11 protein-coding genes are annotated in these 15,800 nt (G+C 69.9%); 4 read left to right on the forward strand and 7 right to left on the reverse strand.

Annotated features, from left to right (window positions below; genetic code table 11):
• The first annotated feature begins 2 nt into the window (after nt 1-2).
• Nucleotides 3-2,450, forward strand: coding sequence for a sensor histidine kinase (locus J2852_RS12115; protein WP_209875662.1), 2,448 nt, complete (start codon nt 3-5; stop codon nt 2,448-2,450).
• A gap of 78 nt (nt 2,451-2,528) precedes the next feature.
• Here the strand turns inward: J2852_RS12115 and J2852_RS12120 are convergent, their stop codons facing one another.
• The 5 genes from J2852_RS12120 to J2852_RS12140 all read right to left on the reverse strand — a co-directional run bounded on the left by J2852_RS12120 (nt 2,529) and on the right by J2852_RS12140 (nt 9,401).
• Nucleotides 2,529-5,468 (reverse strand): PAS domain S-box protein, encoded by a 2,940-nt coding sequence (locus J2852_RS12120; RefSeq protein WP_209875664.1) that lies wholly within the window; start codon nt 5,466-5,468, stop codon nt 2,529-2,531.
• A 251-nt stretch (nt 5,469-5,719) separates the two neighbouring features.
• Nucleotides 5,720-6,307, reverse strand: a complete 588-nt coding sequence (locus J2852_RS12125) for a carbonic anhydrase (protein ID WP_209875666.1) — start codon at nt 6,305-6,307, stop codon at nt 5,720-5,722.
• A gap of 151 nt (nt 6,308-6,458) precedes the next feature.
• The gene (locus J2852_RS12130; protein WP_209875668.1) at nt 6,459-7,802 is read right to left on the reverse strand and encodes a cytochrome c peroxidase; all 1,344 of its coding nucleotides are present in this window, start codon (nt 7,800-7,802) and stop codon (nt 6,459-6,461) included.
• A gap of 160 nt (nt 7,803-7,962) precedes the next feature.
• A complete protein-coding gene (locus J2852_RS12135) occupies nt 7,963-8,136 on the reverse strand; it encodes a hypothetical protein (protein WP_209875670.1) in 174 nt (57 codons plus the stop codon).
• An 89-nt stretch (nt 8,137-8,225) separates the two neighbouring features.
• The gene (locus J2852_RS12140; RefSeq protein ID WP_209875688.1) at nt 8,226-9,401 is read right to left on the reverse strand and encodes a mandelate racemase/muconate lactonizing enzyme family protein; all 1,176 of its coding nucleotides are present in this window, start codon (nt 9,399-9,401) and stop codon (nt 8,226-8,228) included.
• Nucleotides 9,402-9,481: 80 nt separating this feature from the next.
• On the opposite strand from J2852_RS12140, the gene J2852_RS12145 reads away from it, so the two are divergent.
• Together J2852_RS12145 and J2852_RS12150 are read left to right on the forward strand one after the other, a co-directional pair.
• Nucleotides 9,482-10,435 (forward strand): LysR family transcriptional regulator, encoded by a 954-nt coding sequence (locus J2852_RS12145; protein WP_246499531.1) that lies wholly within the window; start codon nt 9,482-9,484, stop codon nt 10,433-10,435.
• Nucleotides 10,432-11,076, forward strand: coding sequence for a glutathione S-transferase family protein (locus J2852_RS12150; protein WP_209875690.1), 645 nt, complete (start codon nt 10,432-10,434; stop codon nt 11,074-11,076). The genes J2852_RS12145 and J2852_RS12150 overlap by 4 nt, the downstream gene beginning before the upstream one ends.
• Before the next feature lie 10 nt (nt 11,077-11,086).
• On the opposite strand, the gene J2852_RS12155 is transcribed toward J2852_RS12150, so the two are convergent.
• Nucleotides 11,087-12,439, reverse strand: coding sequence for a S1 family peptidase (locus J2852_RS12155; protein ID WP_209875692.1), 1,353 nt, complete (start codon nt 12,437-12,439; stop codon nt 11,087-11,089).
• Between the two features lie 343 nt (nt 12,440-12,782).
• Here J2852_RS12155 and J2852_RS12160 point away from each other — a divergent pair, with 343 nt between their 5' ends.
• On the forward strand, nt 12,783-14,957 hold the full coding sequence (locus J2852_RS12160; protein WP_209875694.1) for a methyl-accepting chemotaxis protein: 2,175 nt from the start codon (nt 12,783-12,785) through the stop codon (nt 14,955-14,957).
• Between the two features lie 96 nt (nt 14,958-15,053).
• Here the strand turns inward: J2852_RS12160 and J2852_RS12165 are convergent, their stop codons facing one another.
• A complete protein-coding gene (locus tag J2852_RS12165; RefSeq protein WP_209875696.1) occupies nt 15,054-15,695 on the reverse strand; it encodes a helix-turn-helix domain-containing protein in 642 nt (213 codons plus the stop codon).
• Nucleotides 15,696-15,800: the final 105 nt, after the last annotated feature.

Genomic DNA, 15,800 nt, shown 5'->3' on the forward strand with positions numbered 1-15,800 from the left:
CCATGCCGCTGTCCTCCCCCGGCACCACCCCGATCCCCCACCCTCCCGCAAGGCGGCGGGGCGGCATCGTCCTGCGCATCACTCTGGGCCTGTCGGTGATGGCGCTGCTGGTCGTGCTGATCGGCGGCGTGTCGCTCTCCTCCTTCCAGCAGTTCCGGGGCGAGGTCTCGTCGCTGTCCGCCACCACCCTGCCAGAGGTCATCACGGCGGCGGAGCTGCGCGGGTCGCTGCAAAAGCTGGTCGCCCGCCTGCCGGTGCTGGCCGGGGCGGCCTCCACGCCGCAGCGCCGGACGGTCCATGACGAGGTGATCGGAGAACTGGAGGTTCTGCAAACCCTGGTCGCCCGCATGAACGCGCTGCTTCAGACCGGCGGCGGCGAGAATGAGGGCGACGACGGGGAAGGCGACGAGACCCGCCTTCTGGAGCAGGTGCGCTCCACCCTGTTGATCCTGGCCGCCACCGTCGCCGACCTGAACACGGAGGTCGATCGCCAGATCGAGGCCGCCGACCGGCAGGCCGATTCCATCCGCGCGTTAGCCCAGATGGCCGATGCGCTGGAACGGCTGTCCGGCCCGGATACGGGCGGCCTGCTCGGCGCCTGGGCGGTGAAAGCCGGCGCCCTGATGGCCCGCGCGGCGGGGGCCGCCCAGCTCGACCACCTGAACCGGCTGAAGGGCGAGCAGCGCACCGCCGAACGCACCCTGGCCGAGTTGGGGCGGATCGCCGCCATGGCCCCCGATCCCTCCATGACCGCGATGACCGAGGTCCGCGACCGGCTGGCCGGCATCCTGGTCGCCCCCAACGGCCTGTTCGACAGTTCGGCGGCGCGGCTTCAGGCGCGCAACCGCGCCCAGGCGCTGTCCGGCCAGTCCCGCGTGCTGGTGGAGGCGGTGGACCGCTCCACCCGCGCGCTGTTCGACTCCCTGCACGAACAATCGACCCGCCGCACCGGCGCGCTCGCCGCGATGATCCACGAACGCTCGCGCGCCGTGCTGGTCTTCGTCGCCGCTTCGGTCCTGCTGGCCATCGGCGTCTACGTCTTCTTCCGGCGCTTCCTGACCTCGCGCGTCACGCGGCTGAACGGCGCGGTTCTGGCTCGCCTGTCGGGGACGGCCGCGCCCGCCCCGGCCGCGGTGCCGGTGGAGGGCGACGATGAGATCACCGACATCGCCGCCTCCATCCGCTACTTCATCGACGAGATCGACCGCCGCCAGCGCGATCTGGCCGACAAGGAGCGGCATTTCCGCGATCTGGTGGAAGGCTCCATCCAGGGCATCGTCATCCACCGCGACTTCCGGCCGCTCTACGCCAACGACTCCTTCGCCCAGATGATCGGGGAGACGGTGACGGTCGAGGACGTGCTGCGCATCCCAAGCATCCTCGCCTTCGTGCCGGAGGAGGAGCGGCCGCAGATGCTGTCCAACAACCGCGTTCTGCTGGAGACCGGGAGCCTGCAGCCCCGGCGGCGCATGCGCGCCCGCGACGCCAGCGGGACCGAGCGGTGGATCGAGATGACCGGGCGCCGCGTCGAATGGATGGGCGACTACGCCGTGCAGGCCGTCGTCGTGGACGTGACCCGCGAGGTGGAGGCCGAGGCGGCCCTGCGCCGGTCCCGCGACGCCGCCGAACAGGCGCTGCGCGAGCTGAAGGAGACCCAGGCCAGCCTGATCCAGGCGGAGAAGATGGCCTCGCTCGGCCAGCTGGTCGCCGGCGTGGCGCACGAGGTGAACACGCCCATCGGCATCACGCTGACCGGCGCCTCGCAGCTGGTGACCAGCATCGAGGATCTGGCCCACAAGCACGATTCCGGCGCCATCCGGAAATCCGACTTCCAGCGCTTCCTGGCGGACGGGCGGGAGCTGGCGCAGCTGATCCTGTCCAACAGCACCCGCGCCGCCAATCTGGTGCAGAGCTTCAAGATGGTCGCCGTGGACCAGTCCAGTGACGAGCGCCGCCGCTTCGACCTGAAGAACTACATCGGCGAACTGCTGCGCAGCCTGCGCCCGGCCTACAAGTCCATGGAAGGCTTGCTGATCGAGGTGGAAAGTCCTGACGGGCTGGAGGTCGACGGCTATCCCGGCGCCCTGTCGCAGATCCTGACCAACCTGATCATCAACGCGCTGACCCATGCCTTCGCACCCGGACGCGCCGGCCGCATCATCATTTCCGCACGCACCCTGCCGGCCAACCTCGTGGAGCTGGAGGTCGCCGACGACGGCGCCGGCATCCCGGCCGACGTCCTGCCGAAGGTCTTCGACCCTTTCTTCACGACGCGCCGGGGCAGCGGCGGCAGCGGCCTCGGCCTGCACATCGTCTACAATCTGGTGACCGGAAAGCTGCGCGGGACCATCGCCGTGTCCAGCATTCCCGGAGACGGCACCCGCTTCACTCTGCGTTTCCCCCGCATCGTCCCGGCGGCGGCCACGGTGAAAAGCATGGCGGCGGTTTGATCCCCTCTCCCGGCGGGGTGTACGGTCGGCCGGACATGAAGCGCTCATGCGCCGATCGACGCGCGTGCCGCGCAACCTTCACCGTCCCCCCGCCTCGCCGACCAGCTTGCGCAGGTGATGGGCGGAGACGGGCTTGTGCAGGATGCTGAAGCCGCTGCGCTGCGCCTCGACGATGCGTTCGGGGGCGGTGTCGCCGGTCAGGATGATGCTGGGGATGGGCGACTCGCAATGCGCGTGGATGGCGCGCAGGGCCTCCGGGCCGGTCTTGCCGTGGCGCAGCCGGTAATCGGCCAGGATCACGTCCGGGCAGCGGCGCTCCTTCTCCAGCAGCCTGATGGCCTCCTCGCCGGAGGTGGCGGCGATGACGTCGTAGCCCCAGCCCTCCAGCATCACGCGCAGGCCCATCAGGATGATGACCTCGTCGTCGATCACCAGGACGAGTTGCTGGCGGTCCGGAACGGCGACGGCGTTCATCCCGCTCCCCGCCGGAGTCGCCGCCACGCGCGGCGGTTCGGCGCGCGGGACCTCGACCATGAAGGAAGACCCCCGCCCCGGTTTGGACACCACATGCACCGGGTGGAGGAGCAGCGAGCAAAGCCGCCGCACGATGGCGAGCCCCAGCCCAAGGCCCCGTTCGCGGTCGCGCTCCGGGTTGGCGATCTGGGTGAACTCCTCGAAAATCTCTTCCTGGCGGTCCACCGGAATGCCGATGCCGCTGTCGCACACGACGACGCGCGCGTGCCCGCCGGCCCGGCGCACGCCGATCAGGATGCGGCCCTGGCGGGTGTAGCGCAGGGCGTTTTCCAGCAGGTTGCGCAGGATGCGCTCCAGCAGCACCGGATCGCTGCGCACATAGAGCGAGGTCGGGACGACGCGCAGTTCCAGCCCCTTGCGGATGACCTGCGGGCGGTATTCTGTGGCGAGACGGTCCAGGACCGGGCGCAGCGCGAAGACGGCCGGGGCCGGCTGCACCACCCCGGCGTCGAGCTTGGAAATGTCGAGCAGCCCGTCGAGCAGCCGCTTCAGCGCCTCCAGCGCGTGCTGTATGCCGTCCAGCGTGGCGCGACCGGGATGGTTGCGGAGTTGGTCGGACAGGGCGGTGGCGAAGAAGAACAGCGACTGCACCGGCTGGCGCAGATCGTGGCTGGCCGCCGCCAAGAAGCGCGTCTTGGCCTGGTTGGCGCGCTCGGCCAGCTCCTTGGCCTGCTGCAAGGCGGTTTGCGAGCGTTTGCGGTCGGTGATGTCGCGCAGGTTGGCGGTGAACAGACGGTCGCTGCCATCCCACCATTCGGCCAGCGCCATTTCCAACGGCAGGTGCGTCCCGTCCTTGCGCCGGCCCTCCACCTCCCGTCCGGTGTCGATGACCTGGGGCTCGTCCCTGGGAACGGCGTCGTTGCCGGCGTCGATTGCCCCCAGACCGGCGGGGATCAGGGCGCGGATGCTGCTGCCCACCGCCTCCTCCGCCGGATAGCCGAAGATGCGCTCGGCGGCGCGGTTGAAGGCCTGGATGGTGCCGTCCGAATCGACCAGGATCACCGCGTCGGCGGCCGTGTCCAGGACGGAACGGTAGCGCTCCTCGGCAAGGTGGATGGCGCGCTCGTCCTGCTTGCGCCGGGTCACGTCCTGGACGTAGACGGCCAGCCGCTCGCCCGTGGGGAAGAGGCGCACGGCGTGCCAGGGACGCGGGCCACCGATCCACGCCTCGAACTCCTCCGGCTCCCGCCGCTCCAAGGCGCGGGCGAAGCGTTCCGCGAACAGGGCGGCGGCATGGCCGGGCAGCACGTCGGCGAAGCGCCGGCCGGTCAAAGGGCCATTCCCCGCGAACAGCGCCTCCGCGCGCTCGCTGGCGAAGGTGATGCGGCCGTCGCGGTCCAGTTCGACCAGCGCGTCGGTCGAGCTGGCAAGGATGGCGGCCATGCGGCGCTCGGCCGCTCGGGCCGCCTGACGGGCATGCTCGCGGGCCTGAAGCTCCTCCGCCATGGTGTCGAAGGCGCCGGCCAGCCGCTCAATCTCCGACCCGTTGGACGGCAGGCCGATCCGCGCGCCGTAGTCACCGGCGCGCCAGCGGTTGACGACCCGGTTCAGCTGCGCGACGGGACGCAGCACGAAGACGCGCCCTCCGAACCACGCGGCGAGCAGGATCAGCAGCAGTTCCAACGCGACCAGCAGCGCGCCGCGCCGCGTCGCCGTGCCGACATCGGCCAGCGCCACGTCCCGGTTGAGGCCGACAGCCAGGAACAGGTCGTCCGGAGCGTCGCGCACGGGGGAGTAGGCGAGCAGCCGCGCTGTCCCGTCCAGGTCGGTCACCTCGGCCACGCCGCCCGCCTCGCGGTTGAGCAGCGCCATCATCGGCGCCGGCATCGGCTTGCCCACCCCGTCGCCCCCGTCCTTGCCTCCGCCGTCCGGATGGCGGGCGAGCAGCACGCCGTTGCGGTCGGCCAGAACCAGCAGCGTGTCGGGCGGCAGGGGCTTGCGCGCCAGATAGTCCTTCAGCCAACCGACATCCAGCGCCAGCACGGCGGCGCCGCCCATCTCCCCAGCGTCGTCGCCGTAGGGAAGCGCGAAGGGCAGCACCGCGTGGCCGGTGGACCGCCGCACGATGTAGTCGCCGACCGCAAAGCCGCCGGTCGATAATGCCATCTGGACGTGGGTGCGGTCGGCGATCCGGTTGCCTACCAGCGCGGGGGCCGTGGCGCAGAGGACGACGCCCGCGCGGTCGGTCAGCAGGACGCTTTCCGAACGGGGCAGCCGGCCGCGCAACCGGTCGAGAAAGGGCTGGCACCGCGCGCCGTCCGTGCCGATCAGGGGGGCGGCCTGGGCGATCGTGGTCAGCACCTCGCGCACACCCTCGACGACGCGCTGCTGTTCGTCCTGGATCAGCACCAGCAGCCGGCGCGCCTCTTCCGCCGCCCGCCGTTCCCCGACAGTGCGCAGGGCGAATTCGTTGTAGGCCTGGATGCCGATGGCGGGCAGGGCAGCGATCAGAACGAGCAGGATGAGCCGCGTCAGGATGCTCATGAGGTCCGCACGCTGAGAGCGGCGCCCCCGCCCCGGCCGCCATGGGACCGATGCATGCCGCCGTCGCGCGTGCGGCAACGGATACCCGCCTCAACGCCGGTTGCATCGTCCTTTGCCATTTAGCAAAAGGGTCGCCCCCTCTCAACCCGCTCCGTCGCACTCAAAAGGATAGTCCTCCCAGCCCGGCGGTTTCCCGCCGGACCGGCCCGATCATCGGATGATTATGAAAAGGCCCGGAATCGACGGGCAGGTCAGGCGGCGACGGCGATGGGCTCCACCGTTCCATCCAGCGCCATCAGCAGCAACTCGACCTCCAAGTCCGGGTGCTTTTCCTTCACCAGGGCAGCCAGCTTGCGCAACTGCTCGCCGTGAATCTCGGTTTCCCTAGCCTTGTCGTCCTTCAGATCCTGGCCCAGGAAGACCCGGTAGGCGCCGCAGTCGCGGTGGTCGATGACGATGACGCGCTTGATGCGGTGCAGTTGCTTGGCGACCTCCACATGGTCCCAGAAGGCCTCGCCCCACGCCTTCTTCTGGTCGGTCAGCGCACCGAGCGAGGCGCCGGCCAGGATGACGTGGTCATAGTTGTTGGTCAGGCCGCGCCCGTCCATGTAGCGGGCCGTGTCGTCCACCAGCCGATAGTCCATGCAGGACAGCAGCAGCGCATCGACGTTGCCTGCGGCCCGCGCCTTGCCGCCCATCATCGGGGCCAGCAGCACCGCGCCAGCACCCAGCGTGGCGATCTTCAGGAAGGAGCGGCGGGAGTTGTGCTCGCCCCGGCAGCAGCCTTCACCGCTGTGATGAGCGTCATGATGGCGGGCGTGGCCGCCTCCGATATGCATGGGGATCCCCGTCAAAAACTGTAGACACGACGGTCGAATGGTCCCCGACACAACCATGGTTTTACAGGCGACCAATGATCGCAGCGCGACATTCGCAGGAATACCGCGCGCCAAGATTGAATTTTTCCGGTGCGCGCCGCCCTTGCGGCGATCAGTGGACCTCGACCTTCAGCTTCATCTTCGGGTGGATGCCGCAGAAGACGTGATAGACGCCGGCCTCCGGGAAGGGGATCAGCGCGCTCTGGCCGGGGTCCTGAATGCCGCTGTTGAATTCCTTGCCGTCGCGCTCGTAGCGGACGTTGTGCTCGCGGTTGTCGTCGTTCTGGATGGTCAGAGTCTGCCCGGCGCCCAGCCGCACTTGGGCGAGGCTGAAGCGCTTGCCCTTCTGCCCAACCACAGGAGGCTCCGCCGGCAATGCAGCCGGGGCCGGAGCAACCGCCGCGACGGCGACGGCCCCGTCCGGCTTGAAGGCCGGGGCCGGGCCGGTGGCGTCCAGGCTGCGCAGGAAGGCCAGAAGATCGGCCTTCTCCTCCGCCGTCAGGGTCAGGCGCGGCAGGTCGGGCGACAGGGTCGGCCGGTCCACATAGTCGCCGGCGTAGTGATCAAGCACCGCTTCCAGCGTCGTCAGGGAGCCGTCGTGCATGTAGGGCGCGCGGCGGCCGACGTCGCGCAGGCCCGGCGTCTTGAAGGCGTGGTCGACCGTCGCCTCGCCCAGCACCGCGCCCCGGCCCCGGTCGTCGCCGGGCAGCCCGACGTCGTGGAAGGCGTGGTCGGTGAAGGCCCAGCCGGAATGGCAGGAGGCACAGCCGGCCTTGCCGGTGAACAGCTCGAACCCGCGCTTGGCGCTGTCCGGCACGGCGGTCTGGTCGCCGGCCACCCAGCGGTCGAAGGCGGTTTCGCCCGACAGGATGGTGCGCTCGAACGTGGCGAGAGCCTTGGCGACGTTGTCCGAGGTGACGCGCGGATCCTCCGGGAATGCGGCGGCGAAAAGCGGGGCGTAATCCGGCTTGGCCGACAGGGCCGCCACCATGCCGTCCAGCGTCTGGTTCATCTCGCGGGGGTTCTGCACGGGACCGAGCGCCTGCTCCTCCAGGCTGGCGGCGCGGCCGTCCCAGAAGTAGCGCTCGCCCCACGCCGCGTCGCCGATGAAGGGCGTGCGCCGGCCGAGCGGCGCGCCGTCCAGGCCGGCCGCCGCCGCGACGCCGTCCTGAAAGCCCTTGCCCGGCTCATGGCACGAGGCGCAGGTCCGATCCCCGGCGCCGGACAGGGCGGTGTCGTGGAACAGCCGCTCGCCGAGCGCCGCCTTGGCCGCCGAATAGGGGTTCGCCGCCGGGAAAGGTACTGTCGCCGGCCGCGCGTAGAAAGCGGGATCGGACGGGGACGCCTCCGGCGCGCCGGCGCGCTGCGCGGAGATGGCCACCGACGCGGCCCCCACCAGAGTGGCGCTCATCACGCCGGCGACGATCAGAACACGGGAGCAGCGAAGCAGGGGCATGGACGCGGTCCGGAATGAGACTTGTTCTCATTTGCGATTTAAACCGCTTTCCCCCACCTGCACAAGGGATATCAATGGGGCGCGCCGTTTCCGATCCGCCAAAAGGAAACGGGCCGCCCCCGCGATGGGGACGGCCCGTTCCGGCATGGTGCAGCCGGGATTAACCGCGTGTGCTGCTCGGCGCCTTGGTGCCGGTGGCGACGCTGTCGCTGGCCGGCTTCTGCGTGCTGGCGCTCGCGCTGTGGTTGGGAGAGCAGTCCGCGTAGGCGATCCCCGCCGTCAGGAGGGCGGCGAGACCGAACAGTGCGGCAACCGGCTTTGCTCCATGAGACATTGGATCACCTCCTTTCTGAAATGTTGAACACCCGAATGGATGTTGGGCGCCCGGACCTTCCATTCAACGCCCTCTACCACACGAGTACCTTACGCGTCGGTTTCGACCACGGTGCGCATGACCGAGAACAGTTCCGCCTTGTCCTCGAAACCGATACCCGGCAGGGTCGGCAGGCGCACGCGTCCGTCCTCCACGGCGATGCTGTCGGCGAAACCGCAGAAGGGCTTGAAGACGTCCGGGTAGGACTCGTTGCCGCCCAGTTGCAGGCCGGCGGCAATGTTCAGCGACATCTGGTGCCCGCCGTGCGGGACGACGCGGCGGCTCGACCAGCCATGCTCGGCCAGCATGTCGAGCGTGCGCATGTACTCCACGAGGCCATAGCTCAGCGCGCAGTCGAATTGCAGCCAGTCGCGTTCCGGGTTCATGCCGCCGTGACGGATCAGGTTGCGGGCGTCCTGGTGGCTGAACAGGTTCTCGCCAGTCGCCATGGGCAGGCCGTAATGCCGCCCCACGTCGGCCTGGAGCGCGTAGTCGAGCGGATCGCCGGCCTCCTCGTACCAGAAGAGGTTGTACTGCTTCAGCGCCTCGCCATAGGCGATGGCGGTCTTCAGGTCGAATCGGCCGTTGGCGTCCACGCAGAGGTTCTGGCCGTCGCCGACCACCTCCAGCACCGCTTCGATCCGGCGCAGATCGTCGTCCAGCGAGGTGGCGCCGATCTTCATCTTCACGACCTTGTAGCCACGGTCGCGGTAGCTGCGCATCTCGTCCTGAAGCGCCTTCACGTCCTTGCCGGGATAGTAGTAGCCGCCGGCCGCGTAGACCCACACCGATTCGTCGGCGACGCCGCCCCGATAGCGGTCGGCCAGCACGCGGTAGAGCGGCTTGCCCTCGATCTTCGCGACCGCGTCCCACACCGCCATATCGACGGTGCCCACGGCGACCGAGCGTTCGCCATGCCCGCCCGGCTTCTCGTTGGTCATCATGCGCGCCCAGATCTTGACGGGATCCAGGTTGGTGCCCGCATCGTCGATCAGGCTGTCGGCGGGAGCGGACATCAGGCGCGGGATGAAGCGTTCGCGCAGCAGGCCGCCGGCGCCGTAGCGCCCGTTGGAGTTGAAGCCGTAGCCGATCACCGGCTTGCCGTCGCGCACCACGTCGGTGACCACCGCCACGACGCTGCACGTCATCTGGCTGAAGTCGATGTAGGCGTTGGCGATGTCGGACTTGATCCCGAAGGTCTTCTCGCGAACTTCAACGATGCGCATGGCGGTTCCTCCCTGAACTGGCGAGGGCGAACATAGGGATGGACGGCGGCGCGCGGCCAATGCCAGTTTCGGATCGCGTCATGCGGGTTCGACATTGGGGCGGGTTTGGCATTGAGATGGAACTGAACTGGCTCGAAGACTTTCTGGCCCTGGTCGATTGCGGGAACTTCTCCCGCGCGGCGGAAGGGCGCAACCTGACTCAGCCGGCCTTCAGCCGCCGCATCCGCGCGCTGGAGGATTGGGTGGGCGCCCCGCTGTTCGACCGCGCGACCCAGCCCGTCGCCCTGACCGAAGCCGGCCGCCGCTTCCGCCCCTTCGCCGATGAGACGGTGCGCCGCCTGCTGCAAGGCCGCGACGAGGCGCGCATGGCCGGGGAGACCGCCGCCTCCACCCTGCGATTCGCCGCCACGCACGCGCTGTCGCTGACCTTCTTCCCCCACTGGCTGCGCACGCTGGAGGCGCGGGCGCGGCTGGGCGCCATCCACCTCGTCTCCGACAGCATGCAGGCGTGCGAGCAGGTCATGCTGCAAGGGAACGCGCAGTTCCTGCTGTGCCACCATCACCCCGCTGCCCCGTCGCGGCTTGAGGGCGCCGCCTTCCGCTCCACCCGCGTCGGTGGCGACGTGCTGGTCCCGGTGACGGCGCCGGGAAGCGGGCACGCCCTGTCGTCGGAAACCCTGTTGGCGGGCGCTCCCCTGCCCCACCTCGCCTACAGCCCGGAATCCGGCATGGGCCGCATCGTCACGGCCGCCAGCACCACCTTCCCCGCCCCGGTGCCGCTCGACACCGTCTTCACCTCCCATCTTGCCGCCGTGCTGCGCGCTTTGGCGCGTGACGGGCGCGGCGTCGCATGGTTGCCGGAAAGTCTCGTCGCCGATGACCTCGCGCAGGGAACCCTGATGCCGGCCGGGGACGAGCGCTGGAACATCGCGGTGGAGGTGCGCCTGTTCCGCCCCCGCGCCCGCCAGAGTCCGGCGGCGGAGGCGTTCTGGACCATCGCCGCACAGGATGAGCAATCGGGGGAAGGACCATGACCGACACGTACGTGCTCTACGCGGTTCCCGGCTGGGGCTCCGTCCTGGCCGAAGCGATGCTGACCTTGTGCGGCGCGCCCATCCAGATCGAGGATGTGACCGGCTTTGAGCAGCCCGGCCCGGCGCGCGACCGCCTGCTGGCGGTGAATCCGCTGGCCCAGCTGCCCACCCTGCGGCTGCCGAGCGGCGCCGTCCTGACCGAAAGCGCCGCCATCGCCCTGCACCTGTCGGAGCGGCACCCACAAGCCGGCCTCGCCCCGCCGCCCGACGCCCCCGACCGGCCCGCCTTCCTGCACCGGCTCGTCTGGCTGGTCGCCAACGTCTACCCGACCTTCACCTACGGCGACTTTCCCGAGCGCTGGACCGACGCCCCCGACAGCCTGCGCACAAGCACCGACGCCCACCGCGAACGCCTGTGGCGGCAGTTCGAGGCCGACATCGCTTCCCACCCTTTCGGCCCCGGCCCCTGGGTGCTGGGCGAGCGTTTTTCAGCCCTCGACGTCTATGTCGGCGCCATGACCCGCTGGCAGCCGCGCCGCGACTGGTTCGCCGAGCATTGCCCGACGCTGTCCGCCATCGCGGCCAAGGTGGATGCGTTGCCGACGCTGGCCCCGGTGTGGGCGCGGAACTTCCCTGGATAAGCGCGCGGCCTTACCGCAGCGTCCGCAGCCGGTCGAGCGGCAGGGTTTCGTCGTCGGAATCCTCGAACCCGACGCGGCAGCCCCGGCGTCCTCCCCCCACGACCGTCGCCGGGTACCAGACGCCGTCTTCCTCGGCGAGCACCTCGGCCTGCGGCTCGCAGCCGGACAGGGCGGTGCCGGGACCGCCGGGCGTCCAGGGGATCAGGTGCTTCGGCCCGACCTCCTCGTCCTGGTCGTCGGCGTAATCGTCGTAGTGGACCAGACAGGAACCGGACCGCCGGCCTGGACCGAGCGCCGACGCCGGATACCATGCTCCGTCGGAGAAGGCGAAGAAGCGCTGGCGCGCGGAACAGCCGGCCGACGTTGCCGACGATGGAGACAGCGCCGCGACGATAGCGGGCACGGGCAACGGGACGGCCGGGCTGTTATCGTCGCCGGAGAAACGGGCGCCGGGAACGATGGAGGCGATCCAAGGCCGCACGCCCGAGACGCGAACGAACCATGAGCTGTCGCCGTACTGCGCCTTGCCGTCGCCCGAGGTGTTCACGCCGACCACGACCCAGCGGTCGCCCCGTTGCATCCAGGCCGAGCCGCCGCTGTCCCCCGACCCCAGCAGGCCCGCCAGACGCGACACCGGGCGGCGGGCGCCGCTGATCGGGTTTTCGACGCCGCCGTCCTCGCGCGGCAGAAAGACGCTGAGGAAGTTGCCGGGATCGTCCATGCGGACGGAGCCCCGGCGGAGCGGCACCGCCTCGTCCACCACGCCTTGGGCGGCGGCCTTGTCGGTTCCCCGGTGGTAGCGCTCATCCTCGCCGACCGAGGCGATGCCGCGCGTTCCGAAGCCCATGAAGGTGATCGTCTGCCCCTTCTCGGCGTTGCCGGCGTAGAGCAGCGGCGGCGGACCGGCGTCGGTGATCGGGCCGTTCAGCCGCAGGATGGCGACATCGACGCCGGTGTGGTCGCCCTCCGTGTCGTATCCGGGGTGGATCCAGACGCGGTCGCCGCGCAGGACGGTGCCGCCGTCGGTGCGGACCAAGACCTCGCCCGCTTCGGCCTCGTCGAAATTGTGGGCCGAGGTCAGCACGTAGGCGTGGCCGTGGGCGTCATCGTTGCCCAGCCATGTGCCGGAGCCGGCGCCCCACTCCCCGTCCTCCTCGTAGGCCAGGGCCACGAGCGAGCGGAACTGCGGCTGGTTGGCGAGGCGGATGTGCGCGGAAAAGCCGTCCGCCTCGCGCCCGCGCGCCCCGCCCTCCTCGCGCCATGTGCTGTCCAGGATGACGACCGCCGGAAGGGGGCGAGGGATGGTCGCTCCGGTCAGAAGCACGGCGAACGCCACGGCGGCGGACCGCGCCAACTTCCGCATGTCGTCATTCCCCGCATCCCCGGCACCGCGCCGGCTTTCTGGAACGGGTATAACACAACCCGCTGAAAGGGGCATGGCCTTGCCCCCTGCCCTTGCGTTGCAGCGTTGGCATGACCTGAATGCAATGGTCGGGCCCGTTAATTCATTTGATCGCGGGTGCACGCCAAAATACGCTTCGTGCACCAATGAACGACAGGCGCATGTCGGTGGACGGCTCGCGGGATGTCGCACGGGCCTTCCCCACCACCAAAGGTCGGCCGGCATCCGGTGATGCGGTGCAATGTAACAACAAATAAGCTGCGAGTACGCAGAAGATCGGCTCTCAAGCCGCTGGGTAGGGATTATGACGAGCATTGTTCACACCACGACCGCCCCGTCCTCACCGGGCGGCACACCCTGGTACGCGGGACTGCGCGGCAAGCTGATCGGCGCCATCGGCGTGGTGCTGTCGGGCACGCTGATCGCCGCCGCCGTAGCGCTGGGCGGGTACGCCAGCGTCCGGTCTACCATCGACGTGATCGTCGGCAGGGCGGTGCCCGCCATGACGGAGGGCATGAACGTCGCGCAGCAGGCCGAACGGCTGGTCGCCCTCGCCCCGGCGCTGTCGTCCGCCGAGGATTCGCAAGCGCGCGAGGCGGTCTCCGCCCGCATCGGCCAGGCGCGGGGCGAGTTCACCGCCCGGCTCGACCGCCTGCGGGCGACCGGGGCCGGCGGCAGCCAGCTGGACGCCATCGAGCGCGCTTCGACGGAGCTGCTCGACAACCTCGCCGAACTGGACTCCGTGACCTCCGAGCGGATCGCCCAGGCCACGCGCCGCCGGGACACCCTCCCCAAAATCACTGAGGCCGACGCCCAGATCCAGCAACTGACCGCTCCCTGGAAGACCATGCTCGGCTCGGAGGAGGCCCAGGCCCACGAGACGCTGGCCGACACCACCATTTCCCCGGACGAGATGCGCCGCGCCGCCGCATCGCTCATCGAGGCGCTGGCGAAGACCGGGCCGCTGCGCACCGTCATCGAGGAGACGGCCAAGGCCCGCGACATGCTTCTGCAAGGCGCCGCCACCAGCGACGACGACCGGATCACCATCGTGGAAACGCGCCTTTCCACGACCTTCGCGATGATCGAAAATGCGGCTTCGGCACTGCCCAAGAAGCTGGGCGAACCCATCGTCGCCCAGATCGGGGTCCTGCGGGAACTGGGGCTCGGCGACGGCGGCCTGCTGGAGACCCGGCGCCAGGAACTGGTTGCCGAACAGCGCGCCCGTACCCTGCTGAACAGCAACCATGATCTGGCCGCGCGCATGGCCACCGGCATCGAACGGATGGTCGGCGACCAAAAGGCCGGCATTGCCAGCGCCACCGGCGAGACGATGCGCATGCTGGACACCAGCTCCGTCACGCAGATCGCGGTTGCTGTCGCCAGCGTGATCGTCTCCATCCTGGTGGTCTGGCTCTACGTCGGCCGCAGCGTGGTTGGACGCCTGATGAGGCTGCAGACCGGCATGCGTGCCATCGCCGGGGGCAAGCTGGACACCGACGTCAGCCTGACCGGGCGCGACGAGATCACCGAGATGGCCGCGACGCTCCGCGTCTTCCAAGACACCGCCCGCGAGGTCGAGGCCGCCCGCGCCCGCGCCGAGGCCGAGCGCGCCCGCTCCGCCGCCGAGCGCCGTCAGGCGACGCTCGCCATCGCCGACCAGTTCGAGAGCAGCATCAAGATGGTGGTGGAGACCGTCTCCGCCGCGGCCACCCAGATGCACCAGACCGCCAGCGGCATGGTGGCGACCGCCGACGACACCTCGCAGCAGGCCGGCAGCGCCGCGACGGCGGCGGCCCAGGCCTCCGATAACGTGGACAGCGCCGCCGCCGCCGCGCACCAGCTGGCCCAGTCGGTCACCGACATCGCCCGGCAGGCGACGGAATCGGCCGCCATCGCCGCCCAGGCCGCCACCGACGCCACGCGCACCGACAGCACCATGAGCAGCCTGAGCGACGCCGCCACGAGGATCGGCGAGGTGCTGAACCTGATCACCGACATCGCCGGACAGACCAACCTGCTGGCGCTGAACGCGACCATCGAGGCGGCGCGGGCCGGTGAGGCCGGCAAGGGCTTCGCCGTCGTGGCGCAGGAGGTCAAGCAGCTGGCCAGCCAGACGGCGCGGGCGACGGAGCAGATCGCCGACCAGATCGGCGCGATGCAGACGGTGACCGCCGAGGCGGTGTCGGCCATCCGCGGCATCGCGGCAACCATCACGCGGCTGAACGGCATCTCCACGACCATCGCCGCGGCGGTGGAGGAACAGGGCGCCGCCACGGCGGAGATCGCCCGCAACATGCGGCAGGCCGCCGGCGGCACCGCCCAGGTGTCGGAGAACATCGGCCATGTCCGCAACGCCGCCGGCCAGACCGGCGGGTCAGCGCAGGAGGTGCTGTCCGCCGCCGGCATGGTGTCCGAGGAGACGACGCGCCTGTCCCGGCAGGTCGACCGCTTCCTGCAGCAGGTGCGGGCGGCCTGACGCCCTCATGGCGAAAGGGAGAACGCCGAGGTCCGACGCAGCGGTCCGGCCCCCGGCGTTCCAAGCCCCAACGTTCCAGGCCAAGGCGGCGGTGCTTCAGGCGATCACCGGCTCCACGTAAGCCATGACCAGATGCAGGACCGCGTCCGCGTCGCCCGGATTGCGGTAGATGTGGGGGGCGTCGGCGTCGAACAGGATCGCGTCGCCCTCCGCCAGCCCGTGAGGGCCGTCGGCGGTGACGATCTCGACGCGGCCCCGGACCACGACGATGTTCTCGGTGGTGCCGGGGGCGTGGGCTTCGGCGACCTCCTCCGTGCCAGGGGCGAGGCGCAGTTCATAGAACTCCACCAGCCGTTCGCCGTGCAGGGGGAACAGGGCACGCGAGGTGAAGCGCCCATCCGGAGAAGTCAGCGGCGTGGCCTCGGCGCGGCGCAGCACGGTGGTCCCGGCGCTCTGGCTTTCGCTGAGGATGCTGGAAAAGGGAACGCCCAGCACCTTGGCGACCTTCCACACCGCGTCGATGGTGGGGATAGCGCCGGCCTGCTCGATGGACAACAGGATGACGCGGGCGACGCCCGACAGGGCGGCGAGGCGTTCCACCGACAGGCCCTGTTGCAGGCGCAGCCGCCGGATGTTGGTTGCCACCGTTTCACCCAGTCGATCCCCGGCCGTGTCGTCCAGCGGCTCAACCAGAGGGCCGCCGCGCGGGTCCGTTGCCGTGTGTTCCAATGCCGTCATGCGCGCTTCTCCTCTCCTCGCTCAGGGCCGGCGCTGCCGGCATCACACCAAGGCGGGCACTTGCCAGTAATAACAATGTAACATAGTTGAATTCTCCGTTAGCGA

Origin of the sequence: Azospirillum soli (assembly GCF_017876165.1) — a bacterium.
Taxonomy (GTDB): Bacteria; Pseudomonadota; Alphaproteobacteria; order Azospirillales; family Azospirillaceae; genus Azospirillum; species Azospirillum soli.